The sequence below is a fragment of the Streptomyces sp. NPDC047869 genome (genome assembly GCF_040704065.1).
Taxonomy (GTDB): Bacteria; Actinomycetota; Actinomycetes; order Streptomycetales; family Streptomycetaceae; genus Streptomyces.
In genome coordinates, this window is sequence record NZ_JBEYRK010000007.1 from 232263 (window position 1) to 256510 (window position 24248).

Consider the following 24248-nt stretch of genomic DNA (forward strand, 5'->3'; position numbering starts at 1 on the left):
TTCCCGCGCAGTTCGCGCGGGGACGGGCCGGGCGGCCCATGGGGTCCCGCGTTCCGGGCCCGCCCGGCGGAGCGGGGTCGGTCAGGTCTTGTCGGTCGGCGGGCGCGCCGCCCCGCGTGCCGCGTGGAGCTGGGTGCGGCCGGCCGCCGCCAGCAGGGCGAGCACCGCCAGGACGCCGAGCAGCACGAGGACCAGCAGCAGGACCGTGAGCACGGTCGGATGGTTCCAGAGCGCGAAGACCAGCGCGATGATCAGCAGGACGGCGAGGGTGATGATCCGGCGGTAGGCCAGTGCCCAGGAGCCGAACCGTCCGGTGCTGATGTGGTGGGCGGCCGCCCAGCGCGCGGCGGAGTCGGCCGTGTGGTCCGACGCGCCGCGGACGGCCACGGGCAGCCGGCCGGGCCCGACGAAATAGGCGCCGAGCGCGATGACGACGCCGAGGACGACGGCCGTGCGCAGGCTGACCCGCAGGAAGTGCACCAGGGTGTCGAAGACGGCCGCGGCGGCGGCCTTGGACTGCACCTTCGGCGGCAGATGGTCGAGGTAGTAGCGGCGGGCCACGATCAGGGCGATGGCCACCACCAGGCAGGCGAAGGCGGCGCCCAGCGCGGTGCGCGCGAGCGCTCTTCGGCGCCGGCGGGCCAGGAACACCCCGGCGGCGCCGAGGACGACGACGAGCACCGGGAACCAGTTGCCGACGACGTCGAGGAGGTGGGCGGCCTTGCGGAACTTGGCGAGTTCGTCGGAGTGGAACAGCACCAGTTGCTTGTTCACCTGCGGGATCTTGTCGGCGGGCTTCAGGCCGGCGTTCACCAGCTCCTGTTTGACCCGGTCGACGGCCGTGCCCACGTCCAGGGTGACGGTGCCGTCACTGACGCCGACCGCGCCGCGCCCCTGGCCGGTCAGGGCGTGCACGACGGCGTTGTGGGCCGCGCGGTTGGCGGTGTTCCACACCGTGGCGAAGGCGTCGCTCTCGACGACTCGGGTGGCGGTCTTCGTGACGGCCTGGTTGACCGCGGAGTCGAGCTGCGGTCCCAGCCCCCTGATCGCGTCGGCGGCGCGCGGCGGCAGGCCCTGGGACTGCAGCCAGGAGGCGATGTCCCCGGCGGCCCGCTGACCGTCCACGTGCGCGCCGACGGCCTCGGTGATCCGGTGGACCGCGGCGTCCTGGATCGCGGGGTCGGTGGCCAGCGGATCGACCGTGGCCACGTAGCGGTCGGTGTCGAGGACGATGTCGTGCACCCAGGTGGCGAGCAGCGCGACGGGTACGAGGACGCAGGTCAGCACGATCAGCACGGCCGAGGCGACGGCGCGCGCCACATGCCCCGCGCTCCTGCCCCGCCGCGCCCCGCCCTCCCCGCCGCCGCCACCGCCGGGCCCCGGTCCGGGAGGCCCGGAGGGCCCGGGGGGCCCGCCGGGCAGGCGCCGGTCGGCGTCTGGACCGTCCCCGCGCGCCGGGGGGCCGGAGGCGTGCGGGCCGGCACTCGACGCGTCCGGGCCCGGGCCCGGCTCGGGGCGGCCGGGGCCCGGCCCGGAGGCGTGCGAGCCCTGGTCCGGGCGCTCGGGTTCGCGGGCCGACGCGGGTGGGGCCTGGTCCGGGCGCTGGGGGTCGGGGCCGGGTGCGTGCGGGTCGGACGAGGCGGGCACGTGGGGCCTCCGGCGTGGTAGGGGCCTGACATCCCCATTGCGTCAGGCCCGCGCGTCCCACGCGCGCTGGGTAGCCCGGACGGGCGAGGGGCAGTGGGCCCTCCGCGCGGTGAACGCGGCCGTACGGGCGATGCCGGGAACGTTGCGCGCGTACGGCCCCTCAGAGGGTTCGCGGGTCGCGGTCCCGCAGGGCCGGCGGGCTTCCGAGGCGGTGCGCCAGGAACGGCTCCTGGGCGGTGACGGCGCCGACGCTGAGGCTGACGGCTCCCGCGACGCAGACCACGATGAGCCAGGACAGCAGCACGAAGACGGAGCCGACGGGGCCGTATTCGGCCAGGGCGCTGTTCAGCGCCCGCGGCATGTACAGGCGCGCGGTCATCGCCAGCACGGTGAGCACGACCGCCGTGAGCACGGCGCCCGGCAGCAGGGGTTTCCAGCCGACCAGCCCGCCGAGCAGCAGATGCTGGGTCCACCACCAGAGCCCCACCTGGCTGAGGAGCGTGAGCGGGACGCCCAGCCAGGCGCCCACCCCGAACCCGTCGCGGACCGGGCCCTGGAGCACCAGGACACCGAGCCACAGGACGAGCCACGCCAGCCACCGCCACGGGGCGATATGAGTGCCCGCTCTCGGGATCTCCCAGGCGCGCTTGCACAGCCGCTGCATCGCCCGGCTGACGGCGGTGGCCGACAACAGCACCATCAGACCGCCCACGATGCCCGTGGCCTCCTGGAGATTGCCCGTCGTGGGTTCGAACACCTTCACGAGTTCGGCGTTGGCCGGGCCGGTCAGCCCGAACACCGCGCGCACCGACTCGACCAGTTGATGACGCACCGACGAGGGGGCATAGGCCGCGACCACGAAGAGCAGCGGGACCGCCGTCAGGAAGCACTGCGCGGCGAGGCGGGTGCCGGAGTCGAAGATGTTCACCGACACCATGCGGTCCGCGAGATGCGTGACCACCGGGAAGCGGCTCTCCGCCCGGCGGTGTGCCGACTTCGCCCAGGCGACCATCCGGCCCACCGACGACACGCGTGCGGAGGTCGGCATGGCGTGGCTCCTTTCGCTGCGTACAGACTGGGGGGCGGCGCCCGGCACGGCACCCCGGAGACGATCCGCCGGCCGGGGTCCGCGGCCACGAGATGTTCGTTCCGGCGGGCCCTGCCTACTCTCGTGGTGTTCCGACACGTTGGGGTCCGCCATGGTGCTCGACCTGCTGCTCATCGGCCTGGCCATCACGCTCGACCCGCTGCCCCTCATGGCCTTCGTCCTGGTGGTGGCGTCGGCGAAGGGCGTGTGGAAGGGGCTGGTGTTCATCCTGAGCTGGCTGGCCTGCCTGGTCGCGGTGATCGCGATCGTCCTCGCCTTCACCGGCGGGCAGCCGCCCCCGCCCAGGTCCCCGCCCTCGACCCGCGTCCTCGCGCTCAAGCTGCTCATCGGGCTGTCGCTGATCCTCTACGGCGAACGCCGGCGTCGCCGCCGGACGGCCGGCGCGGCCCCGGCCCCCGCTCCGGCCAAGGAGTCCTCGTCCTCACGGCTCACCGCCCGGATGGACCGCGGTACGCCCTGGGCCGCCGCGGGGCTCGCCGTCCTGCTGCAGCCCTGGGGCATGGTCGCGGCGGGGGCGACGACGGTGGTGGAGGCGGACACCTCGCACTTCACGACCTGGCTCGCCCTGTGCGGCTTCTGTCTGCTCGCCACCGCGACCCTGCTGGCCGTGGAGCTGTACGTACTGTTCTCCCCGGCGGCGGCGAAGGCCCGCCTGCTCAGGCTGCGCGCGTGGATGGCGGGCCACCAGGACCAGGCGCTGGTGAGCCTCTGTCTGGTGCTGGGGTTCTGGCTGGTGGGCAAGAGCATCTACCAGCTCACCGGTTGACGCGTCCGGTTCGGAAGTGCGGGGCCCCGCGCCGCGTGCTGCAATTGGCGCTGGGGGCGGACGCACACGGCTTCCAAGGAGTGGTCATGGACAGCGTCGAAGAAATGGGCCCCGTCGACTACCTCGTGATCGAGTTTCCGGGCAACCGCATGACGGGCGAGGCGTTCCCGCTGCTGGTCGATCTCGCCGAGCGGGGCATCGTCCGCATCATCGACCTGGCCTTCATCCGCAAGGAGACCGACGGCTCGGTCGTCGCGCTGGAGCTGCGCGACCTCGGTGACGAGATCGACCTGACCGTCTTCGAAGGCGCCTCCGCCGGCGTGCTGGACCAGGGCGACATCGACGAGGCGGGCAACGCGCTGGAGCCCGGCAACTCCGCCGCGGTGCTGGTGTACGAGAACCTGTGGGCCGCTCCCCTGGCCCGCGCGCTCCGGCGCAGCGGCGCCCAGCTCGTGGCGAGCGGCCGCATCCCCGTCCAGGCCCTGCTGGCCTCGCTGGACGCCACGGAGGAGACGGTTCCCCCCGGCGGCTCCGCGGCCGCCTGACCGGCCGGCCCTTTCGACACTGGGAGATGACGATCATGCCCGGACTGCTCAGAGGCGTCGCACGCACAGCCGTCGTCGCCGGTACCGCGACCGCCGTGTCCAACCGGGTCTCGCGCCGGCAGGCCGGCCGGTGGGCGCAGCAGGACAGCGAGCAGCAGCAACAGCAGTACGAACAGCAGCAGTACGCGCAGCAACAGCAGCAGACGGCCCCGCCGCCCGCGCCCGCCGCCGCACAGCCGGCCGCCGGTGACGACATGACCAGCAAGATCGATCAGCTCAAGCAGCTGGCCGACCTGAAGTCGCAGGGGGTCCTGACGGACGAGGAGTTCGATGCCCAGAAGCGCCGGCTGCTGAGCTGACGGCGGGGCGCCCCTGTCACAGGGCGATCACCACGCGCATCAGCGTGCCCTCGTCGGAACGGCGCACGGATCGGTCCACGGAGTACGCGTCGACCAGGGCGAGCCCACGGCCGAACTCGGCGTCCATGTCGGCCTCCTCACAGCGCGGGCCGGGACGCTCCCGCCACCGCCCCCGGTCGCGTACCTCCACGGTCAGGCAGCAACTCGCCCAGGCCCGCCCTGGAGGCGGCCTCGAACTGATTGCGTATCCGTGCGTACGGGCCCCGGATGGTCACCAAGCCGCGGGCGCGCCAGGACCGACCCGTTGCGGCGCCGCCCCCGTTCCCCCACGCGGCGCTGCAACCGACCTCTCACTCAGCGATCCCGCCTCGCCGGAGCGGGGCGGCGCCCCGGCCCCGTACCGTCGCGCCGCTCGTACTCCTCGGCCGTGCGGTGCCGGTCGGCGGGGTTGTGCGCCACGTCCGGCGGCTCCCGCGGTTCTCCGAGCGTCCGGTGCGGTTCGCGTCGTCGACCGCCGCCGCCCGGTCCAGCGCACGCGGTGGCTCGCGCTCCGCGGCGTTGGTCAGGGGAGCTGCGCGGCGAACGCCTCGTACGCCCGCGCGTCGAAGAGGACGAAGCGTACTTCTTCGACCGAGGTCGGTGTGCCGCGCACCGTCCCCACCGCAATGCGGGCCGCGTCGTCCATCGGCCAGCGGTAGACGCCGGTGGAGACGGCCGGGAACGCGAGCGTGCGGGCGCCGAGTTCGTCGGCGGCCTTCAGGGACTCGCGGTAGCAGGAGGCGAGGAGTTCCGAGCGGTCCTCGGTGGCGGACCAGACCGGGCCCACCGTGTGGATGACCCAGCGGGCGTCCAGCGCGCCGGCCGTGGTGGCGACCGCCTGGCCGGTGGGCAGTCCCTTGCCATACCGGGAGGCGCGCAGCGCGCGGCACTCCTCGAGGATCGCGGGGCCGCCCCTGCGGTGGATCGCGCCGTCCACGCCCCCGCCGCCGAGCAGGGAGGAGTTGGCGGCGTTGACGATCGCGTCGGCGCTCTGCCGGGTGATGTCGCCCTGGACGAGGGTGATGGTGGTCATGTCTGCCTCAGTCTCCGCCAGACGGCCTTGGCCGCGTTGTGCCCCGACATGCCGTGCACGCCGGGGCCCGGCGGGGTGGCCGAGGAGCAGATGAAGACGGCCGGATGGGGGGTGTGGTACGGGAACAGGGACAGTCGGGGGCGCAGCAGCAGCTGGAGCCCGGAGGCCGCGCCGCAGGCGATGTCACCGCCGACGTAGTTGGCGTTGTGGGCGGCGAGTTCGGCGGGGCCCATGGTGGCGCGGGCGAGGACGCGGTCGCGGAAGCCGGGTGCGAAGCGCTCCAGTTGGCGTTCGATGGCGTCGGTGAGGTCGCCCCGCCATCCGTTCGGGACGTGGCCGTAGGCCCAGAAGACGTGCTTGCCCTCGGGCGCCCGGGTGGGGTCGGCCACGCTGGGCTGGACGGTGATCAGGAACGGCCGGTCGGGGGCGCGGCCCGCGCGGGACGCGGCGTGCAGCGCGGTGCCGATCTCGGCCTGGCTCGCGCCGACCTGCACGGTGCCGGCGATCCGGGCCTCGGGTGCGGTCCAGGGGACCGGGCCGTCCAGGGCGTAGTCGATCTTGAAGACGCTGGGGCCGTAGCGGAAGCGGTCGTAGTAGCCGCCGAAGCCGGCGATACGGGCGAGCGCGGCGGGCGAGGTGTCGAACACGTACGCGCGAGCCGGCGGCAGGTCGTCGAGGCGCTTGACCTCGTAGTCGGTGTGGACGGCGCCGCCGAGGTCCGTGAGGTAGGCGGCGAGGGCGTCGGAGATGGCCTGGGAGCCGCCGCGGGCCAGGGGCCAGCCGCGGGCGTGCGCGGCCAGTGCGAAGACCAGGCCGATGGCGCCGGTGGCGAAGCCGTCGAGGGGCGCCATCACATGAGCGACGAGGCCGGAGAAGAGGGCCTTGACGGGCTCGTCGCGGAAGCGGCGCATCAGCAGGGTGGAGGGCGGAAGGCCGGCGAGGCCGAAGCGGGCCAGGGTCACCGGGTCGCGGGGCAGCGCGGTCGACGGCAGCGACATGAAGTCCCGGGCCAGGGTGTCCCACTTGGTCAGGAAAGGCGCCACCAGCCTGCGGTACGCGCCCGCGTCGCGCGGGCCGAAGGAGGCCGCCGTCTCGGCGACGGACCGGGCCAGCACGGCCGCGCTGCCGTCCGGGAACGGGTGCGCCATGGGCAGGCCCGCGTGCACCCACCGCAGGCCGTACCGCTCCAGGGGCAGGGCGCGGAAGGCGGGCGAGTTGATGCCGAGGGGGTGGGCGGCCGAGCACGGGTCGTGCCGGAAGCCGGGCAGGGTCAGCTCCTCGGTGCGGGCGCCGCCGCCGACGGTGGACCGCGCCTCGAACAGGGCGACGGAGTGGCCTCTGCGGGCCAGCTCCACGGCAGCGGTCAGTCCGTTCGGTCCCGCACCCACCACGACCGCATCGAGCATCGACGGCACCTTCGGACTCCTTCGTCAGCCGATGGCCACTCGCGATCAGGATATGCCGGTGGCCCCGCGGTGACCGGGCCGGGTGCCTCAGCCGCCCGTGGCCAGCAGGTGCGCCACGCGGTGGGCGGTGGCGGCGTCCCGGGCCGCGGTGAACGGCAGTGTGTTGCCACCGGTCACCCGGAACGGCTCACCGGTGAGGGTGAGGTGGGCGCCGCCCGCCTCCTCGACCAGCAGCAGGCCCGCCGCGTGGTCCCAAGCCGCCTCCCAGGAGAACGCGACGGCGTCCAACTCGCCCCGGGCCAGGGCGAGATACTCCAGCCCCGCCGAGCCGCAGGGGCGCGGGGCGAGGCCGTCGGTCCACAGGGCGCGCAGCGCGTGCTTCTGCTCGTCGGTGGTGAAGTCCGGGTGGGAGGTGGCGACGGCGAGGTCACGGCCGGGCGCGGGCGGGCCCGCGAACAGCCGCTCGCCGTCGAGGAAGGCGCCCCGGCCGCGGACGGCCGTGGCGAACCGGTCCGGTACGGGGGCGTAGGTCCACGAGGCCCGTACGACGCCCCGGTGGGCGAGCGCGACCAGCGTGCAGAAGCCTTCGTCGCCGTGCACGAACTGCCGGGTGCCGTCGACCGGGTCGATGATCCAGACCGGTGCGTCGCCCCGTATCGCCTCGTAGGTGGCCGGGTTGGCGTGCACCGCCTCCTCGCCGACCACGACCGAGCCGGGCAGCAGGGCGCCGAGGACTTCGGTGAGCCGCTGCTCGGCGAGCCGGTCGGCGTCCGTCACCAGGTCGTGCGGGCCGCTCTTGCGGTCCACCTCGTGCTCGGCGAGGCGGCGGAAGCGGGGCAGTATCTCGGCCGCCGCGGCCTTGCGGACCGCTTCCTCCACGTCGGCCGAGCCGCGGGTGAGAAACTCCTCGATGGTTTCCGTTTCGTCGATCATGTCCTCCATGAGACCACGTGCCACTGACAATCCCCGCCCACCCGGTGGACACCGGGTGGAATCGGGATGAAGAGCGGGTGCCGGACCGGCCGTCAGCGGCCGACCGCGTACCCCTGCATCCCGCGCGGGTTCGCGGCGGCCGACAGGACGCCCGTCTCCGGGTCCCGGGCCACCGCGCACAGGCGGCCCTCCGACCAGCCGGGGCCGACCGTGACGTCGTGGCCCCGGCGGCGCAGCTCGTCGATCACCCCGGGGTCCGTACGGGACTCCACGGTGACGCTGCCGGGGCGCCGGCCGCGCGGGTAGAAGGAGCTGGGGAAGCTGTCGTTGTGCCAGTTCGGGGCGTCGATCGCGCCCTGCAGATCGAGGCCGCCGCGGACCGGGGCGCGCAGCACGGAGGCGAGGAAGAAGTGCGGCTGCCACTGGTCCTGCTGGTCCCCGCCGGGCGTACCGAACGCCATGACCGGGACGCCGCCGCGCAGCGCGAGGGACGGGCTCAGGGTGGTACGGGGGCGGCGGCCCGGGGTGAGGGAGTTCGCCAGCCCCTCCTCCAGCCACGTCATCTGCAGCCGGGTGCCGAGCGGGAAGCCGAGTTCGGGCACGACCGGGTTGGACTGCAGCCAGCCGCCGCTGGGCGTGGCCGCGACCATGTTGCCCCAGCGGTCCACGACGTCCAGGTGGCAGGTGTCGCCGCGGGTGCCGCCGTCGGCGGCCACCTGGGCCTCGCCGGTCAGGTCCGCGACGGTCGGCTCGCCCGCGCCCATCGGGTTGAACCCGGGATCGTCGCCGGTCACGCGCGCGTGTGTCTGTGCGGGCAGCCGCGGGGAGCGCCCGCCGGGGCTGCCGGGGCGCATCTCGTGGGAGGCCTTCTCACCGATGAGGGCGCGGCGGCCGGCGTTGTACTCGTCCGACAGCAGTGCGGCGAGCGGCACGTCGGCCGCGTCCCCGTACCAGGCCTCCCGGTCGGCCATGGCGAGCTTGCAGCCCTCGATCAGCAGGTGGACGTAGTCCGCCGAGCCGTACGCGGGCAGTTCGGGCGGGAGCAGGGCCAGCTGCTGGAGGAAGGCGGGGCCCTGGCTCCACGGGCCCGCCTTGCACACGGTCCAGCCGTTCCAGTCGTAGGTCGCCGGCGCCTCGTAGCCGGCCGACCAGCCGGCCAGGTCGGCCTCGGTGAGGGTGCCGGTGTGCCGCCGCCCGCTGGTGTCCAGGGTGGGCCGCCGGGACTGCCGTACCAGGGCCTCGGCGATGAAGCCGGAGCGCCACACCTCGCGCGCGGCGTCGATGCGCGCCTCCCGGCCGCCGGCCCCGGCGGTCTCGGCCAGCAGCCGCCGCCAGGTGGCGGCCAGGGCGGGGTTGCGCAGACGTTCGCCGGGCCGGGGCGCCCGGCCGCCGGGCAGGTACACCTCGGCGGAGGAGATCCACTCGGTCTCGAACAGCTCCCGTACGCTCTCCACGGTCGCGCCGACCTTCTCCACGGGCGCGTGCCCGTGCTCGGCGTATTCGATGGCGTACTTCAGCACGTCCTCGAGCGACCTGGTGCCGTGGTCGCGCAGGAGCAGCAGCCAGGCGTCGAAGGCACCGGGCACGGCGGCGGCGAGCGGTCCGGTGCCGGGTACGAGGTCCAGACCGAGCCCCCGGTAGTGCGCGACGGTGGCGGCGGCCGGGGCGACGCCCTGCCCGCACAGCACGCGCACCTCGCCGCCGGCCGGCGCGAGCAGGATGGGCACCTCGCCGGCGGGCCCGTTCAGGTGCGGCTCCACCACGTGCAGCACGAAGGCGCCGGCCACGGCCGCGTCGAAGGCGTTGCCCCCGCCCTCCAGCACCGCCATCGCCGACTGGGAGGCCAGCCAGTGCGTGGCGGACACCATGCCGAAGGTGCCCTGGAGGGTGGGCCGGGTGGTGAACCGCATCTGTCACCTCGGTGCTCGCGCGTGTGGGCCGGGCCCACCAGTATCGGAGACGTCCGGCGGGGACGCCGTGGATATCCGGCCCGGCTCCCGTGGCCCTTCCTTCACCTCCTCCACGGGAACACCACGGCGCCTTGCGGCGTTGATCTCCTGATGGAAGAGGGAGGCCCTGGCAGTGCACGGTGAGTACAAGGTGCCCGGCGGCAAGCTGGTCGTCGTGGACGTGGCGGCCGAGGACGGTGTGCTGCGCGAGGTGCGCGTGGCGGGCGACTTCTTCCTGGAGCCGGACGAGGCGCTGGACGCGGTGAACCGCGCGCTCGAGGGCGCCCCGGCGGACACCGACGCGGCCGGGCTGGCCGCGCGGATCGACGCGGCGCTGCCCGCGGGGACGGTCATGTACGGCCTGACCTCGGAGGGCGTCGGGATCGCGGTGCGCCGGGCGCTCGCGCACGCCACGGACTGGACCGACTACGACTGGCAGCTCATCCACGAGGGCCCGCAGCCGCCGGCCCTGCACATGGCCCTGGACGAGGTCCTGACCGCCGAGGTGGCGGCGGGCCGCCGGCCGCCCACGCTGCGGGTGTGGGAGTGGGGCGCACCGTCGGTGATCATCGGCAGCTTCCAGTCGCTGCGCAACGAGGTGGACCCGGAGGGCGCCGCCCGGCACGGCATCGAGGTGGTCCGGCGGATCTCCGGCGGCGGCGCCATGTTCGTGGAGCCCGGCAACACGATCACCTACTCCCTGTCGGTGCCCGAGTCGCTGGTGCAGGGCCTGTCCTTCCAGGACAGCTACGCCTACCTGGACGACTGGGTGCTCGGCGCCCTCGGCGAGATGGGCATCCGCGCCTGGTACCAGCCGCTGAACGACATCGCCACCGACCAGGGCAAGATCGCGGGCGCGGCGCAGAAGCGGGTCGTCGGGCCGGGCGGCGGCCCCGGGGCCGTGCTGCACCACGTGACCATGTCGTACGACATCGACGCGGACAAGATGCTCGAGGTGCTGCGGATCGGGCGGGAGAAGCTGTCCGACAAGGGCACCGGGAGCGCGAAGAAGCGGGTCGATCCGCTGCGCCGGCAGACGGGCCTGCCGCGGGACGCGGTCATCGAGCGGATGATCGAGTCGTTCCGGGGGCGGTACGGCCTCGTCGAGGGCAAGGTGACGGAAGGGGAGCTGGCGCGGGCCGAGGAGCTGGCGCGCACGAAGTTCACCTCGCCGGAGTGGACCGCGCGCGTCCCCTGACCCGACATGACGGAATTTTCAGCACGGCGTCCGTGAGCCTGAGTCACCGGCCGGGCACACAGCGAGTTCGGCCTTCCGCCGCACAGGGAGTCGTGTGACACTGTCGTCCCAGCCCACCCCGCGGGACCCTTCCGCGCCCCCTTCCCCCACGAGAAGTGCGCCGTGCGTTCACTGCCTCTGCCGCTCGCCCTGACCGCGCGCCTGACGCCGGTCGCCGTACTCGCCTGCGCCGGCTGGGCGCTGTCGTCGGATCCGGCCGCACCGGCGGCCACCGCCAATCACCGGTCGTCCCAGCAGGCGCCCACCGGCTCGGCGTCCGCGCCGTCGTCCACCGCGGTGTCGAAGTCGTACAGGGCCGCGCCCGCCCCCTGCACCAGCGTGCCCGTGGCGACCGTCAAGTCCCTGGTGCCCGGGGCGAAGACCTCGGGCAAGGAGATCCCGTCGACCGACACCTCGTTGCGCCGCACCTGCTCCTGGAACGCCCTCAAGGGCTACGACTACCGCTGGCTCGACGTCTCGTTCGAGATCACCGACTCGGACGACGCCGCGAAGAAGGAGTACCAGCAGCGTGTCAGCGAGAAGAGCGGCGGGGGCGAGGTTCCTGGTGTCGGTGACGCCGGCTACTCGGTCGTGAACCTCACCACCGAGAGCAAGCAGGAGACCCGCGAGGGCGTGGTGCTGGTACGGGCCTCCAACGCGCTGGTCGTCGTCACCTACAACGGCAGCGACTTCGAGAGCAAGAAGGCCCCGAGCACGGACGAGATCAACAAGGGAGCCATCAAGGCGGCGAAGAGCGCCGTGGCCGCCCTGGGTTCGGGCACGGCCGGCTGACCACCCCTCAGGAGCGGGTGAGCGGCAGCGCCAGGTCGCGCACCTCCCGTTCGGTGACGGGCCCGGCGTGGACGGCCGCGATCCTGCCCCGGGTGTCGATGACGACGGTGAACGGCACGCCCGGCGGCACCGTCCCCCGGGGGAACCTCAGCATCTGCCGGCCGGAGGGGTCCCGGAAGCTGGGATAGCCGAGCCGGTGCTCCCGCTGGAAGGCACGGCCGCTCGCGGGGTCGGTGTCGGCGTCGAGCCCGAGGACCCGCACGCCCTTCGCGGCGAGGTGTTCGTGTGCCGCTCGGAGTTCGGGCGCCTCGGCCCGGCAGGGGCCGCACCAGGACGCCCACGCGTTGAGGACGACGACCTCCCCCCGGTAGTCGGCCAGCCGGAGCGGCCCGCCGTCCAGACTGTCGCCCACGAGATCGGGCGCGGCCCGGCGCTGGTCCGCGGGCACGGGCCCGCTCCGCTCGGTCTCCGGTCCGGCGGTCGCCATCCCGGCATGGCAGGAGGCCAGCGCGAGGCAGGCGGCGGACCACAGCAACGCTTGTCTCTTCACAAGCGCCGAGTATCCCAACGGGCGGGTGCGCGAGTGGCGTTGGGGTGGAGGAAGCGGTTCGCCCCGGCGGCCGGGGCCGCCGGGGCGGGCCCGTCTCAGGCGGCCGCCTCCGCCGTGTCCTCCTTGTGGCCGGTGAGCCACGTCAGCGTCAGGTACAACACCAGGGAGGTGCCGAGGCCCACCGCCCAGCCGTAGTCGGCGAGGGACGACAGGGCCGGGACGGGGCGGCCGTCGATCAGCGGGTGGAAGTCGGCGCCGCCGATCGCCAGCACGCCGCCGGCCAGGAACGCGGCGACGGCCCGCCAGTTCCAGCCGCCCGCGTACCAGTACCGGCCGCCCGCGCGGTACAGGTCGGCCAGGACCAGCCGGGTGCGGCGCAGGATCCAGTAGTCGGCGACGAGGATGCCGGCGACCGTGCCGAGCAGACCGCCGACCAGGCCGAGCCAGGTGAAGATGTAGCCCTGCGGGTCCGAGTACAGCTTCCACGGGAAGATCAGCACGGCCAGGACCGCGGTGATCAGCGCACCGGTGCGGAAACTCACCTTGCGCGGGGCGACGTTGGAGAAGTCGAACGCCGGGGAGACCAGGTTGGCCGCGATGTTCACGGACAGGGTGGCGACCAGCACGGTGACCAGGGCGTAGAGCAGACCGACCACGTTGTCCGTCTTGGCTGCGAGCTGGACCGGGTCCCAGACGGGCTCGCCGTAGACCGCCTGGGACCCGGAGGTGACCAGCACGGACAGGAACGCGAACAGGGTCATCGTGGTCGGCAGCCCGAGGGCCTGCCCCCGGGTCTGGGCCCGCTGGCTCCGGCCGTAGCGGGTGAAGTCGGGGATGTTCAGCGACAGGGTCGACCAGAAGCCGATCATGCCCATCAGGGAGGGCCAGAACAGCTTCCAGAAGTCGCCGCCCCAGCCCAGTTTGGACGGCTGGTCGAAGAGCGGCCCGACGCCCCCGGCCTTGCTGCTCATCCACCACAGCATCACGAACGCGCCGACCAGGACGAAGGGCGCCGCCCAGTTCTCGAAGCGGCGGATGGTCTCCATGCCCCGGTAGATGATGGCGATCTGGATGGCCCAGAAGATGGCGAACGACAGCCACATGGTCCAGGCGTGGCCGCCGATGTGCGAGGCGTTCGCCCAGCGGTCGCCGATGAGCTTGCCGGCGAGGAAGTAGATGGCCTCGCCGCCGATCCAGGTCTGGATGCCGAACCAGCCGCAGGCCACCAACGCCCGTACGACGGCGGGCAGGTTGGCGCCGCGCACGCCGAAGCTCGCGCGGGCGAACACCGGGAACGGGATGCCGTACTTGGGTCCGGCGTGGCCGGTGAGCAGCATCGGCACGAGCACGATCAGGTTCGCGAGGGCGATGGTGAACACGGCCTGTTTCCAGTCCATGCCCACCGCGATCAGCCCGGAGGCCAGGGTCCAGGAGGCCGTGTTGTGGGCCATGCCGACCCACAGCGCGGAGAAGTTGTACGTCGTCCAGGTGCGTCTTTCCACCGGGACGGGGAGCAGGTCCTCGTTGGCGTACCGGCCGCCGGGCGGCCGGGTGCCGGGGGCGAGTTCGACCCGCCCGTCGGGCTGGGTCACCTGGCCGGACAGGGGTATGGCGGAGGGAGCGGTGTCGGTCATGGGCGGGCCAATCGGGGTGAGGTGGGTCGGGAGAGGCCGTGCGGGCGGCGCATGGGGGGTGCGCGGGCGGGCGCCCTGTGCCCCCTCGCCGCGGCGGGGCCGCCGCGGCGAGGGGGAGACCAACGGGGTCGTGGCGGTCAGGCGTTGACCGCCGGGATCACCCGGGAGCCGTAGGCGTCGATGACGGCTTCCTGGGCGTCGTGCATGTCGTACACGGCGAACTGGTCGACGCCCAGCTCGCGCAGGGCGTTCAGCTTCTCGATGTGCTTCTCGGCCGGGCCGATGAGGCAGAACCGGTCCACGATCTCATCGGGCACGAACTGGGTGTCGGGGTTGCCGCTGCGCCCGTGGTGGGCGTAGTCGTAGCCTTGGCGGGCCTTGATGTACTCGGTGAGTTCGCCGGGGACCTGGGCGGAGTGCTCGCCGTACTTGGCGACCAGGTCGGCGACGTGGTTGCCGACCATGCCGCCGAACCAGCGGCACTGCTCGCGGGCGTGGGCGAGCGCCTCGGGCGAGTCGTCGGCGGTGACGTAGGCAGGGGCGGCCACGCAGACGGTGACCTCGGACGGGTCGCGGCCGGCGGCGACGGCCGCGTCCTTGACCGCCTTCACCATGTACTCGGTGAGGTAGAGGTCGGCGAGCTGGAGAATGAAGCCGTCGGCCTCCTCGCCGGCCATCTTCAGGGCCTTGGGGCCGTACGCGGCCATCCACACCGGGAGTTCGGCGCCGGGAGCGACCCACGGCAAGCGGATCTTCGTGCCGCCGAGGTCGGCCTCCTCGCCCCGGCCGAGGGCACGGATGACCTTCATGGCCTCGCTGATCCGGGCCAGCGTGTTGGGTTTGCGGCCGGCGACCCGCATCGCGGAGTCGCCGCGGCCGATCCCGCAGACCGTGCGGTTGCCGAACATGTCGTTGAGGGTGGCGAAGGTGGAGGCGGTGACCTCCCAGGTGCGGGTGCCCGGGTTGGTCACCATGGGGCCGACCCGCAGCCCGGTGGTGTTCGCGAGGATCTGGCTGTAGATCACGAACGGCTCCTGCCAGAGCACGGCGGAGTCGAAGGTCCAGCCGTAGCCGAAGCCGTTGCGCTCGGCCCGCTTCATGAGGCTGACGACACGGGAGGCCGGCGGGTCGGTCTGCAGCACGAGCCCGAAGTCCATGGGCGTCACTCCTAGTTGAGGTACTGACAGGTGGTGCGCGGAGTGAAGGCGCCGTGACCGGCACGCCCGGTGTACTCCCGCTGGTCGATGACGAGTTCGCCGCGCGAGAGCACGGTCTCGACGCGGCCGGTCGTGCGCCTGCCCTCGTAGGCCGAGTAGTCGACGTTCATGTGGTGCGTCTCGGCGGACATGACCTGTTCGGCGTGCGGGTCGTAGATGACGACGTCGGCGTCGGCGCCGGGGGTGATGGTGCCCTTCTTCGGATAGAGGCCGAACATGCGGGCGGGGGTGGCGCAGGCGATCTCGATCCAGCGGCGCCGGGAGATGTGGCCGTCGACGACGGCCTGGTGCAGCAGGTCCATGCGGTTCTCCACGCCCGGCAGGCCGTTGGGGATCTTGGAGAAGTCGCCCCGGCCCAGCTCCTTCTGGCCGTTGAAGCAGAACGGGCAGTGGTCGGTGGAGACCACCTGGAGGTCGTTGGTGCGCAGGCCGTGCCACAGCGCCGCCTGGTGCTCCCTGGGGCGCAGCGGGGTGGAGCACACGTACTTGGCGCCCTCGAAGTCCGGTTCGGCGAGGTTGTCGGTGGACAGGAACAGGTACTGCGGGCAGGTCTCACCGAACACGTTGAGTCCCGCGTCCCGCGCCCTGGCCAGTTCGGCGACCGCCTCCTGCGCCGAGACGTGCACGACGTACAGCGGGGCCCCGGCGACCTGCGCGAGCCGGATGGCTCGGTGGGTGGCCTCGGCCTCCAGCAGGGCCTTGCGGACCTCCCCGTGGTAGCGGGGGTCGGTCTCGCCCCGGGCCAGCGCCTGCTCGACCAGGACGTCGATGGCGATGCCGTTCTCGGCGTGCATCATGATCAGGCCGCCGTTCTCGGCGGCGCGCTGCATGGCCCGCAGGATCTGGCCGTCGTCGGAGTAGAACACCCCGGGGTAGGCCATGAACTGCTTGAAGCTGGTCACGCCCTCCTCGACCAGCAGATCCATCTCCTTGAGCGTCTCCTGGTTCACATCGGAGACGATCATGTGGAAGGCGTAGTCGATGGCGCAGTTGCCCTCGGCCTTGGCGTGCCAGGCGTCCAGGCCCTCGCGCAGGGTGCCGCCGACGCTCTGGATCGCGAAGTCGACGATCGTGGTCGTACCGCCCCACGCGGCGGCGCGGGTGCCGGTCTCGAAGGTGTCGGCGGCGGTGGTGCCGCCGAACGGCATCTGCATGTGGGTGTGTCCGTCGACGCCGCCGGGGATGACGTACTTCCCGGTGGCGTCGATGACCTGGCCGGCGCCGAACGCCTCGGCGGCGGGGGTGCCGGAGGCGGCGAGGGCGGCGATGCGGCCGTCCTCGATCAGGACGTCGGCGTGGATCTCGTCGGACGCGGTGATGACGAGACCACCGCGGATGACGGTACGGCTGCTCATGGTCCCTCTCCTCCCAGGGTGGGCGCTGCGGTCAGGGCGCGGTCAGTGGCGTGTAGGCGCCGGGTGCCCGGTCGCGGTAGAACTGCCAGCGGTCGCGGACCTCGCGGAGCTTGGCCAGGTCCAGGTCGCGGACCACGAGTTCGGGCTCCTTGTCGCTCGCCACCTCGCCGACGAACTGGGCCTCGGGGTCCACGAAGTAGGTGGTGCCGTAGAAGTCGTTCTCGCCCAGGTCCTCCACGCCGACCCGGTTGATCGCACCGACGAAGTACTCGTTCGCGACGGCCGCCGCCGGCTGCTCCAGCTGCCACAGGTAGCGGGAGAGACCGCGCGAGGTGGCCGAGGGGTTGAAGACGATCTCGGCACCGGCGAGGCCCAGCGCCCGCCAGCCCTCCGGGAAGTGGCGGTCGTAGCAGATGTAGACGCCGATCCGGCCGACGGCCGTGTCGAAGACGGGCCAGCCGCTGTTGCCGGGCCGGAAGTAGAACTTCTCCCAGAAGCCCTGCACTTGGGGGATGTGGGTCTTGCGGTACTTGCCGAGGTAGGAGCCGTCCGCGTCGATCACGGCGGCGGTGTTGTACAGGACGCCCGGCTGCTCCTCCTCGTACATGGGCAGGACCAGGACGATGCCCAGCTCCCGCGCCAGCGCCTGGAAGCGCCGGACGGTGGGCCCGTCGGGGATCCGCTCGGCGTACTCGTAGAAGGCCTTGTCCTGCACCTGGCAGAAGTAGGGGCCGTAGAACAGTTCCTGGAAGCAGAGGACTTGGGCGCCCTGCGCGGCCGCGTCGCGGGCCGCCTGCTCGTGGACCTGGATCATCGACTCCTTGTCGCCGGTCCAGGCGGTCTGGAAGAGGGCGGCACGGATCACTCGGCTCATCGGGACCTCCGGTCGCTCGGTGTACGGCGAGACTAGGAAGCCCGGTGGGCCGGTTTGAGTTGCAGCGTGTCACGTCCGCGGGCGGTCGGCGTGCCACCGTGTCACGTGTTCGCCGGCTCATGTTTCACCGCCGTTTTCCCAGGTCGTCCCATGTTTCACCCCTGTTGCGCGTCATGCGCGAGGAGCGCGATGTGCACGGAGGCCGCCTGCTCGAAGTCGTCGAGGTCGACGCCGAGACGTGCCTGTATGGCTTCCAGCCGGCGGTAGAGGGCGGGCCGGGAGACGTGGTGCAGCTGGGCGGTGCGGGACTTGTTGCGGCCCGTCGCCAGATACGTCCGCAGCACGTTCAGCAGTTCCTGGTCGGCCCCGCACAGCAGCCCGTCCAGCTCCCGCTCGGCGAAGGACTGCACATGCGGGTCGTCCCGCAACAGCCGTACCAGGCCGCGCAGGTGGACGTCGCGCAGCCGGACGACGGCCGGCAGGTCGAGGACGGCGGAGGAGTCGGCGACGGCGTCGGCGACGTGCCGGGCCTCCCGCAGCCCGGCGGGTACGTCCTCCCACACGGTGCGCGGATCGGCGGCCGCGACCACGGCGTTCGGCGCCCCGCTCTCCGTCCGCAGCCGCGCGGCGAAGTGTGCGGTGAGGGCCTCGGCGTGCTGGTCGCGGGCGAGGCTGAGCAGCACGGCGGTGGCGCCGTCGGCCAGCTCCGCGACCAGCCCGGACAGGCCCAGCAGCCGCAGCATCCGGTCGAGTTGGCCCGCGTCCCCGCCGGGCACGACGAGGGGGACGAAGGTCCGCCGGTTGACCGGCAGCCCGGCCGCCCGTGCCCGGGGCAGCAGTTGCCGGGCGGGCACGACCCCGGAGACCAGGTCGGTGAGCAGGCTCTGCGCCGACTGTTCCTCCCAGGTGTGGGCGGAGCCGCCGCCGAGCATGCGGTGCAGCACGAGCGCCTCGGCGGTCCGGTCGGCGAGCAGCCGCCCGGTGGCCGTGTCGCCCCGGTACCCGCACAGCACCAGCCGGCCCCATCGCTCACCGCGCCCGCCCAGCTCGGCGCGGATCCAGCCGTCGCCCTCGCTGCCTCCCCCAGTGCCTGAACGGCCTGGGTGGTGCCCCCATGCCTGGCGGGCGATCCGCTCCCAGTCGCGCAGCACGTCGTCCACCGCCGGCCGCTCCCCCGCCGTGGCGAGGACGCGGTGGGCGAGGTTGGTGACGACGACGGGGCAGCCGCTGTGCTGGGCGACCTCGTCGAGCAGGCGCTGCAGCGGAGCGCCCGCGGTGATCAGCCCGGTGAGCGCGGTCCGTACGGTCTCCGACAGGCTCATGGCGGCGAACTTCCGCCGTACGAGACGCGACTGGACCTCCTCGGTCAGTTCGGCGAACGGGAAGGGCCGGTGCAGCACGACCATGGGCAGCCCGCACCGCTCGGCGGCCCGGCGCATCACCTCGGGCGGCGCGGGGAAGGCCCGGCCGAGCCCGAGGACGACGGCCGCGGCCTCCGCCCGGTGCAGGGACTGCACGTACTCGGCCTGCTTGGCCTCGTCACCGGCCAGCAGCACCCCGGTGGTGAGCACCATCTCGCCGCCGGTGAGCATCACCCCGACGTCGGCGGCCTCGGCGACGTGCACCCAGCGCACCGGCCGGTCGAGCTGCCCGGCTCCGGCCACCACCTCGGGCTCCCCGGCGAGCACCCGCTCCAGGGTGAGCACCTGCCGAACGGACAGGGCGGGTTCCAGCGGCTGCCAGCCGGGGCGCCGGGAGTGGGAGGTGGTGGTCATCGCCGTCGACCCGCTCTCTAGTACGTGCTCCTCAGCGCGCGTTCCAGGATCGCCGCGCCCTCCTCGGCCTCCGCCACGGTCAGGGACAGCGGCGGGGCGATGCGCAGGGCGCTGGTGTCGTGGCCACCGCCCTTGCCGATGAGCAGGCCGCCGTCGCGGGCCGCCTCCAGGACGGCGGCGGCCGCGCGCGGATCGGCCTCGTCGGTGCCGGGTCTGACCAGCTCCACGCCGATCATCAGTCCGCGTCCGCGCACCTCCCGGACCCCGGGCAGCTGCGCGCCGACCGCCCGCAGCCGTTCGAGGAGCAGACCGCCGACCCGCCGGGCGTTGCCCTGGAGGTCGTGTTCGAGGAGGTAGCCGAGGTTGGCGAGGCCCGCCGCCATGGTGATCTGGGTGCCGCCGAACGTCGAGATGCTGTTGGCGTCCAGACAGTTCATGATCTCGGAGCGGGCGATCACGCCGCCGATGGACATGCCGTTGCCGATGCCCTTGGCGAAGGTGACGATGTCCGGCGGGCCGCTGCGGGCGTGCGCCTGCCAGCCCCAGAAGTGCTCGCCCGTGCGGCCCCAGCCGGTCTGCACCTCGTCGCTGATCCAGAGGATGCCGTGGGCGTTCAGCACCTCCCGGAAGGCCGCGTACAGGCCGTCGGGAGGTGAGGTGAAGCCGCCGACGCCCTGGATCGGTTCGGCGATCAGCGCGGCGGGGGGCCGGGTGTGCCCGAGGACGTCCTTCAGGTCCGCCACGCACGCGTCGATGAACGCGCGGTCGTCCAGCTCGGCGAACGGGCCCCGGGCGCGGACGCCGCCGTGGACGTACAGGGTCTGCAGCGGGGAGAGCGAGGTCGGGGACCAGCCGCGGTTGCCGGTGATGCCGACCGTGCTGAAGGAGCGGCCGTGGTAGCTGTTGCGCATGGCCAGCACGGTGTTGGTGCTCCGGTAGGTGGTGGCCAGCAGCAGGGCCGTGTCGTTGGCCTCGGTGCCGGAGGTGGTGAAGAACACCCGGGCGTCGGGGATGCCGCTCACCTGGGCGATGCGCTCGGCCAGTTCGACCATCGGCCGGTTCAGGTAGAGGGTCGAGGAGTGGATGATCCGGCCGGCCTGCTCGGTGACGGCCTTGGTCACCTCGGGCAGGGCGTGCGCGGTCATCGTGGTGAGGATGCCGCCGAAGAAGTCGAGATACCGGTTGCCGGCGGAGTCCCAGACGTACCGGCCCTCGCCGTGGGTGATCTCCAGGGGCTCGTCGTAGTACAGGGCCAGCCAGTCGGGCAGGACGCCCCGGTGGCGGGTGTAGAGGTCGTTCACGGCTGCACCAGTCCTTCGTAGGCGTCGGGTCGGCGGTCTCGGTAGAAGGCCCACTGCTGCCGGACCTGCTCGATCAGGTCGAAGTCCAGGTCACGGACGAGGAGTTCCTCGGTCTTGTCGCTCGCCGGGTCGCCGACGAACTGCCCGCGCGGGTCGACGAAGTAACTCGTGCCGTAGAAGTCGTTGTCGCCGTACTCCTCCTGGCCGACCCGGTTGATGGCGGCGACGAAGTACTCGTTGGCGACGGCCGCGGCGGGCTGCTCGAGCTGCCAGAGGTAGGAGGAGAGCCCGCGGTGGGTGGCGGACGGGTTGTAGACCAACTGGGCGCCGTTGAGTCCGAGTTGCCGCCAGCCCTCGGGGAAGTGCCGGTCGTAGCAGATGTATACGCCGACCTTGCCGACGGCCGTGTCGAAGACGGGCCAGCCCAGGTTGCCGGGTTTGAAGTAGTACTTCTCCCAGAAGCCCTTGACCTGCGGGATGTGGTGCTTGCGGTACTTGCCGAGGTAGGAGCCGTCGGCGTCGATCACGGCGGCGGTGTTGTAGTAGAAGCCGGACTGCTCGACCTCGAAGACCGGTACGACGATCACCATGCCGGTCTCGCGGGCGAGGTCCCGCATCCGGCGTACCGTCGGCCCGTCGGGCACCGGTTCGGCCCACCGGTAGTGCTCCGGCTCCTGGACCTGGCAGAAGTACGGGGCGTTGAAGACCTCCTGGAAGCCGATGACCCCCGCGCCCCGGCGGGCCGCCTCGCGCGCGTGCTCCTCGTGCTTCGCCACCATGGACCCGGTGTCGCCGGTCCAGGTGGCCTGGACCAGTGCGGCACGTACGACGTTGGCCATGAGCTGCTCCTTCGACGCTACGTCCGAGCCTCTACGCCCGTAGAAACGGCCCGTAGAGGGACGAAAGTAAGCCTCCCGGACGTCCTTGCCAAGACCATCGTCGCCAACCCGCCAAGTCGATCATGTCTGCCACTCCTTAGGGTGATCGCGGCGCCGGTCACGGAGCGAACCCGGCGACCCGCAGGGCGTGCACCAGGTCCCAGTGGCGCTCCTCGGAGGCGCCCGCGGCGGCCTGCAGCAGGAGCGGGACGAGCCGGTCCGGGTCGGCGGCGGCACTGCGGGCCGCTTCCTCGGGCGCGCGGACCCGGACGTAGGCGTCCAGCAGCGCCCGTACCTCGCGGTCCCGTCCCTGCCCTGCCAGTTCCAGCACGGCCGCGCCGATCTCCGCGGCGGGCCGGGCCACGCCCTGCCGGAGCATCTGCCGTCCGTCCGCCGCACGCCCGGCCGCCTCCAGCACGCCGGCGGCGGCGACCAGCCGCTCGGCGGGCAGTGCGGCGGCCTCCCACAGCAGGGTGTCCCAGTCGGCGCCGAGGCCGGCGCGCCGCAGCCCGTCCGCGAGCAGCGGGAGCCGGGCGGCCGGCCAGTGCGCGATCTCCACCAGCAGCACGTGCGCCTCGCCCGTGCGCCCCTCCGCCCGCAGCCGCACCAGCCGCTCCACGACCCCGGCCACGGCCGGCCCGGCCTGCGCGTCCACCACCTCGGAGGGCGGCTCCGCCGGCTCCTCCCCCGGTTCCGCCCCGGCGAACCGCGCCCCACGCGGTGAACGCCGCCCACCGGGCACCTCGGGCGCGGCCGCCACAGGGGCCTGCGGCGGCACGGTCACGGGTACGGCGTCGTCCTCGACGGCCCCCGCGAACCGGGCACCGCCCCGGCGGCGCCTTCGGGGCCCGGCGGGAGGCGGGACGGGGTCAGGGGTGAGCGTGCGGGGCGTGGCGGGGTCCTCGGCGGGCGTGGAATCCCGCGTGCCGCCGGAAGGACGCGCACCGGTCTGCGGCTCGGCCTCCTGACGGGCGGGCCCCGCCGGGCGCGGTTCCGCGTCGGCGCCCCTCCCGCCCTCGTCCGGACGGGACAGCCGGGACAGCCGGGCCCTGAGTTCGGCGCAGCGGGCGGTGGCGCGGTCGTGGTCGTCGTGGGTCCAGGCGAGGTCGAGGCGGAGGGCCTCGGTCTCCTCGGGGGAGGTCGCGCCGGTGAGCCGGCGGGTCAGTTCGGAGCGGCGTTCGGCGGCGTACCGCCGCTCGCGGAGCATGACGTCGAGACGGTCGCCGAGGGCGTCGCGGGCGCCGGGCAGGGCGTCGTACGCCGAGGCGGCCGCCAGGTGCAGGGCGCGGGCGCGTTCCCGCTCGGCCGTGGCGACGGCGGGGCCATGGGCCGCCGCGAGGTCCTGCAGCAACGACTCCAGTACGTCCCAGGGCGGCAGCTCACGGCCGTGGAGACAGGCCCGCATCCCCTCGGGGTCCCGCTGCCAGAAGACGGCGCACCAGCCGCCGCCCTGGTCCAGACGCCCGAGGAGGCCGTCCAGGTAGTCCGCGAACTCCCGGACTCGGTCCGGAAGTTGCTCCACAGTCATGCCCGACTCCCGCCCGATCGCCAGCGCTTCGCCCGCCAGGCAACACCAGCCGTGTTACGGGCCCGCTACGCGGAGTTTTCGGCGAGTGTGCGGGCGGCTCGCCGCGCCGTCCCGCCCATGGAGCGCGTCAACCGGCGCCCGGCGCCCGTCACAGGGGCACCGGAGCACAGCGGGCCAGCAGCTCGTCCATGGACAGCCCGAGCGCCCCGGCCAGCGCGGCCACCGTGAAGAAGGCCGGGGTCGGGGCCCGTCCGGTCTCGATCTTGCGCAGCGTCTCGGCCGAGACGCCCGCCGCCGCCGAGACCTCGGCCATGCTCCGCCCGCCGCGCGCATCGCGCAGCAACTGCCCGAGCCGCTCGCCGCGTTCACGCTCTTCGGGGGTGAGGGGGGTACGCACCATGGCCCCATTCTAATACCGCCACTCGGCGGCCACCCCATTCAAATACCGGTATAGTAATTGGCATGATGGATCTGAAGACGGACACGTCGATCGATGCGATGCACGCGGCAGGTCAAGTGGTGGGGCGGGCCCTGACGGCCGTACGGGAGGCCGCCAGAGTCGGCGTCTCGCTGCTGGAGCTGGACGAAGTGGCACGGGACGTGCTGCGCGAGGCCGGGGCGTCCTCACCGTTCCTCGGCTACCGCCCCTCCTTCGCCCTCACCCCGTTCCCGGGGGTGATCTGCGCCTCCGTCAACGACGCGATCGTGCACGGCATCCCGACCCGGTACCGGCTGAGCGACGGCGACCTCGTCTCCATCGACTGCGGCGCCGAGCTGGACGGCTGGGTGGGCGACTCGGCGATCAGCTTCGTGGTCGGCCGCCCGCGCCCGGCGGACCTGCGCCTGATCGAGACCGCCGAGCGCGCTCTGGCGGCGGGCATCGAAGCGGCCCGCGTCGGCAACCGCGTCGGCGACATCGCGCACGCCGTCGGCCGGGTGTGCCGTACGGCCGGCTACGGCATCCCGGCGGGCTTCGGCGGCCACGGCGTGGGCCGCCGCATGCACGAGGAGCCGGACGTCCCCAACGAGGGCCGCCCCGGCCGGGGAGTGCCGCTGCGCCACGGCATGGTCCTCGCGATCGAGCCCATGCTGATCGGAAGCGGCAAGGACGCCTACTACGAGGCGGGCGACGGCTGGACGCTCCGGACGTCCGACGGTTCGCGCGCGGCGCACGCGGAGCACACGGTGGCCGTCACGGAAGACGGTCCCCGGATCCTCACGGCCCGCGAAGCCTCCTGAAGGGCGCGGGCGACCGCAGCGGGCGAGGAACGGGACGCCCTGCTGAGCGGGCGTTCCTGCACATGCCCTTCGGAGAAGGTCGT

General features: G+C 73.2%; 22 protein-coding genes. 6 read left to right on the forward strand and 16 right to left on the reverse strand.

Annotated features, from left to right (window positions below):
• Positions 1–81: 81 nt before the first annotated feature.
• Together AB0924_RS12510 and AB0924_RS12515 are read right to left on the reverse strand one after the other, a co-directional pair.
• The gene (locus tag AB0924_RS12510; RefSeq protein WP_366911342.1) at positions 82–1320 is read right to left on the reverse strand and encodes a hypothetical protein; all 1239 of its coding nucleotides are present in this window, start codon (positions 1318–1320) and stop codon (positions 82–84) included.
• A gap of 487 nt (positions 1321–1807) precedes the next feature.
• A complete protein-coding gene (locus AB0924_RS12515) occupies positions 1808–2695 on the reverse strand; it encodes a YhjD/YihY/BrkB family envelope integrity protein (RefSeq protein WP_366911343.1) in 888 nt (295 codons plus the stop codon).
• 151 nt (positions 2696–2846) lie between these two features.
• On the opposite strand from AB0924_RS12515, the gene AB0924_RS12520 reads away from it, so the two are divergent.
• The 3 genes from AB0924_RS12520 (at position 2847) to AB0924_RS12530 (ending at position 4425) form a co-directional block, all read left to right on the forward strand.
• Positions 2847–3521 carry a GAP family protein gene (locus tag AB0924_RS12520; protein ID WP_366911344.1) on the forward strand — a complete coding sequence of 225 codons (675 nt, stop codon included), beginning with the start codon at positions 2847–2849 and terminating at the stop codon, positions 3519–3521.
• An 86-nt stretch (positions 3522–3607) separates the two neighbouring features.
• Positions 3608–4066 (forward strand): DUF6325 family protein, encoded by a 459-nt coding sequence (locus AB0924_RS12525; RefSeq protein ID WP_358927716.1) that lies wholly within the window; start codon positions 3608–3610, stop codon positions 4064–4066.
• A 35-nt stretch (positions 4067–4101) separates the two neighbouring features.
• Complete coding sequence (locus tag AB0924_RS12530) at positions 4102–4425, forward strand: SHOCT domain-containing protein (protein WP_366911379.1); 324 nt, start codon at positions 4102–4104, stop codon at positions 4423–4425.
• Between the two features lie 562 nt (positions 4426–4987).
• Here the strand turns inward: AB0924_RS12530 and AB0924_RS12535 are convergent.
• From AB0924_RS12535 to AB0924_RS12550, 4 genes are all read right to left on the reverse strand, one after another.
• On the reverse strand, positions 4988–5497 hold the full coding sequence (locus AB0924_RS12535) for an O-acetyl-ADP-ribose deacetylase (protein ID WP_358927713.1): 510 nt from the start codon (positions 5495–5497) through the stop codon (positions 4988–4990).
• Entirely contained in the window at positions 5494–6903 is a 1410-nt protein-coding gene (locus AB0924_RS12540) for an NAD(P)/FAD-dependent oxidoreductase (RefSeq protein WP_358927711.1), read from the reverse strand. The genes AB0924_RS12535 and AB0924_RS12540 overlap by 4 nt, the downstream gene beginning before the upstream one ends.
• 87 nt (positions 6904–6990) lie before the next feature.
• Positions 6991–7836, reverse strand: a complete 846-nt coding sequence (locus tag AB0924_RS12545; RefSeq protein ID WP_358927709.1) for an inositol monophosphatase family protein — start codon at positions 7834–7836, stop codon at positions 6991–6993.
• Positions 7837–7928: 92 nt separating this feature from the next.
• Positions 7929–9746, reverse strand: a complete 1818-nt coding sequence (locus tag AB0924_RS12550; RefSeq protein WP_358927707.1) for a gamma-glutamyltransferase — start codon at positions 9744–9746, stop codon at positions 7929–7931.
• Between the two features lie 172 nt (positions 9747–9918).
• Here AB0924_RS12550 and AB0924_RS12555 point away from each other — a divergent pair, with 172 nt between their 5' ends.
• The gene (locus tag AB0924_RS12555; RefSeq protein WP_366911345.1) at positions 9919–10983 is read left to right on the forward strand and encodes a biotin/lipoate A/B protein ligase family protein; all 1065 of its coding nucleotides are present in this window, start codon (positions 9919–9921) and stop codon (positions 10981–10983) included.
• Positions 10984–11145: 162 nt separating this feature from the next.
• Complete coding sequence (locus AB0924_RS12560; protein ID WP_366911346.1) at positions 11146–11814, forward strand: hypothetical protein; 669 nt, start codon at positions 11146–11148, stop codon at positions 11812–11814.
• 7 nt (positions 11815–11821) lie between these two features.
• Here the strand turns inward: AB0924_RS12560 and AB0924_RS12565 are convergent, their stop codons facing one another.
• From AB0924_RS12565 to AB0924_RS12610, 10 genes are all read right to left on the reverse strand, one after another.
• Entirely contained in the window at positions 11822–12364 is a 543-nt protein-coding gene (locus tag AB0924_RS12565) for a TlpA disulfide reductase family protein (protein ID WP_358927703.1), read from the reverse strand.
• 95 nt (positions 12365–12459) lie between these two features.
• Positions 12460–13998, reverse strand: coding sequence for an NCS1 family nucleobase:cation symporter-1 (locus tag AB0924_RS12570; protein ID WP_358927701.1), 1539 nt, complete (start codon positions 13996–13998; stop codon positions 12460–12462).
• A gap of 137 nt (positions 13999–14135) precedes the next feature.
• The gene (locus AB0924_RS12575; RefSeq protein ID WP_358927699.1) at positions 14136–15155 is read right to left on the reverse strand and encodes a TIGR03842 family LLM class F420-dependent oxidoreductase; all 1020 of its coding nucleotides are present in this window, start codon (positions 15153–15155) and stop codon (positions 14136–14138) included.
• An 11-nt stretch (positions 15156–15166) separates the two neighbouring features.
• Complete coding sequence (gene hydA, locus AB0924_RS12580; protein WP_366911347.1) at positions 15167–16570, reverse strand: dihydropyrimidinase; 1404 nt, start codon at positions 16568–16570, stop codon at positions 15167–15169.
• Positions 16571–16601: 31 nt separating this feature from the next.
• Positions 16602–17444, reverse strand: coding sequence for a nitrilase-related carbon-nitrogen hydrolase (locus tag AB0924_RS12585; RefSeq protein WP_358927695.1), 843 nt, complete (start codon positions 17442–17444; stop codon positions 16602–16604).
• A 155-nt stretch (positions 17445–17599) separates the two neighbouring features.
• The gene (locus AB0924_RS12590) at positions 17600–19219 is read right to left on the reverse strand and encodes a PucR family transcriptional regulator (protein WP_366911348.1); all 1620 of its coding nucleotides are present in this window, start codon (positions 19217–19219) and stop codon (positions 17600–17602) included.
• Positions 19220–19236: 17 nt separating this feature from the next.
• The gene (locus AB0924_RS12595) at positions 19237–20520 is read right to left on the reverse strand and encodes an aspartate aminotransferase family protein (RefSeq protein ID WP_358927691.1); all 1284 of its coding nucleotides are present in this window, start codon (positions 20518–20520) and stop codon (positions 19237–19239) included.
• Positions 20517–21359: a nitrilase-related carbon-nitrogen hydrolase gene (locus AB0924_RS12600; RefSeq protein ID WP_358927689.1), complete on the reverse strand. Its 843-nt coding sequence runs from the start codon at positions 21357–21359 to the stop codon at positions 20517–20519. Before AB0924_RS12600 ends, AB0924_RS12595 begins: the two co-directional genes overlap by 4 nt.
• 157 nt (positions 21360–21516) lie before the next feature.
• Positions 21517–22926 (reverse strand): hypothetical protein, encoded by a 1410-nt coding sequence (locus AB0924_RS12605; RefSeq protein WP_366911349.1) that lies wholly within the window; start codon positions 22924–22926, stop codon positions 21517–21519.
• Between the two features lie 148 nt (positions 22927–23074).
• Positions 23075–23326: a helix-turn-helix transcriptional regulator gene (locus AB0924_RS12610; RefSeq protein ID WP_358927685.1), complete on the reverse strand. Its 252-nt coding sequence runs from the start codon at positions 23324–23326 to the stop codon at positions 23075–23077.
• A 62-nt stretch (positions 23327–23388) separates the two neighbouring features.
• Here AB0924_RS12610 and map point away from each other — a divergent pair, with 62 nt between their 5' ends.
• On the forward strand, positions 23389–24165 hold the full coding sequence (gene map / locus AB0924_RS12615) for a type I methionyl aminopeptidase (protein WP_366911350.1): 777 nt from the start codon (positions 23389–23391) through the stop codon (positions 24163–24165).
• Positions 24166–24248 lie beyond the last annotated feature (83 nt).

Coding starts and splice junctions, on each gene's coding strand:
- AB0924_RS12610 (WP_358927685.1), bottom strand. CDS start 23,326: ATGGTGCGTACCCCCCTCACCCCCGAAGAGCGTGAACGCGGCGAGCGG.
- AB0924_RS12515 (WP_366911343.1), bottom strand. CDS start 2,695: ATGCCGACCTCCGCACGCGTGTCGTCGGTGGGCCGGATGGTCGCCTGG.
- AB0924_RS12585 (WP_358927695.1), bottom strand. CDS start 17,444: ATGAGCCGAGTGATCCGTGCCGCCCTCTTCCAGACCGCCTGGACCGGC.
- AB0924_RS12590 (WP_366911348.1), bottom strand. CDS start 19,219: ATGACCACCACCTCCCACTCCCGGCGCCCCGGCTGGCAGCCGCTGGAA.
- map (WP_366911350.1), top strand. CDS start 23,389: ATGATGGATCTGAAGACGGACACGTCGATCGATGCGATGCACGCGGCA.
- AB0924_RS12525 (WP_358927716.1), top strand. CDS start 3,608: ATGGACAGCGTCGAAGAAATGGGCCCCGTCGACTACCTCGTGATCGAG.
- AB0924_RS12550 (WP_358927707.1), bottom strand. CDS start 9,746: ATGCGGTTCACCACCCGGCCCACCCTCCAGGGCACCTTCGGCATGGTG.
- AB0924_RS12605 (WP_366911349.1), bottom strand. CDS start 22,926: ATGACTGTGGAGCAACTTCCGGACCGAGTCCGGGAGTTCGCGGACTAC.
- hydA (WP_366911347.1), bottom strand. CDS start 16,570: ATGAGCAGCCGTACCGTCATCCGCGGTGGTCTCGTCATCACCGCGTCC.
- AB0924_RS12600 (WP_358927689.1), bottom strand. CDS start 21,359: ATGGCCAACGTCGTACGTGCCGCACTGGTCCAGGCCACCTGGACCGGC.
- AB0924_RS12530 (WP_366911379.1), top strand. CDS start 4,102: ATGCCCGGACTGCTCAGAGGCGTCGCACGCACAGCCGTCGTCGCCGGT.
- AB0924_RS12570 (WP_358927701.1), bottom strand. CDS start 13,998: ATGACCGACACCGCTCCCTCCGCCATACCCCTGTCCGGCCAGGTGACC.
- AB0924_RS12575 (WP_358927699.1), bottom strand. CDS start 15,155: ATGGACTTCGGGCTCGTGCTGCAGACCGACCCGCCGGCCTCCCGTGTC.
- AB0924_RS12540 (WP_358927711.1), bottom strand. CDS start 6,903: ATGCTCGATGCGGTCGTGGTGGGTGCGGGACCGAACGGACTGACCGCT.
- AB0924_RS12535 (WP_358927713.1), bottom strand. CDS start 5,497: ATGACCACCATCACCCTCGTCCAGGGCGACATCACCCGGCAGAGCGCC.
- AB0924_RS12520 (WP_366911344.1), top strand. CDS start 2,847: ATGGTGCTCGACCTGCTGCTCATCGGCCTGGCCATCACGCTCGACCCG.
- AB0924_RS12545 (WP_358927709.1), bottom strand. CDS start 7,836: ATGATCGACGAAACGGAAACCATCGAGGAGTTTCTCACCCGCGGCTCG.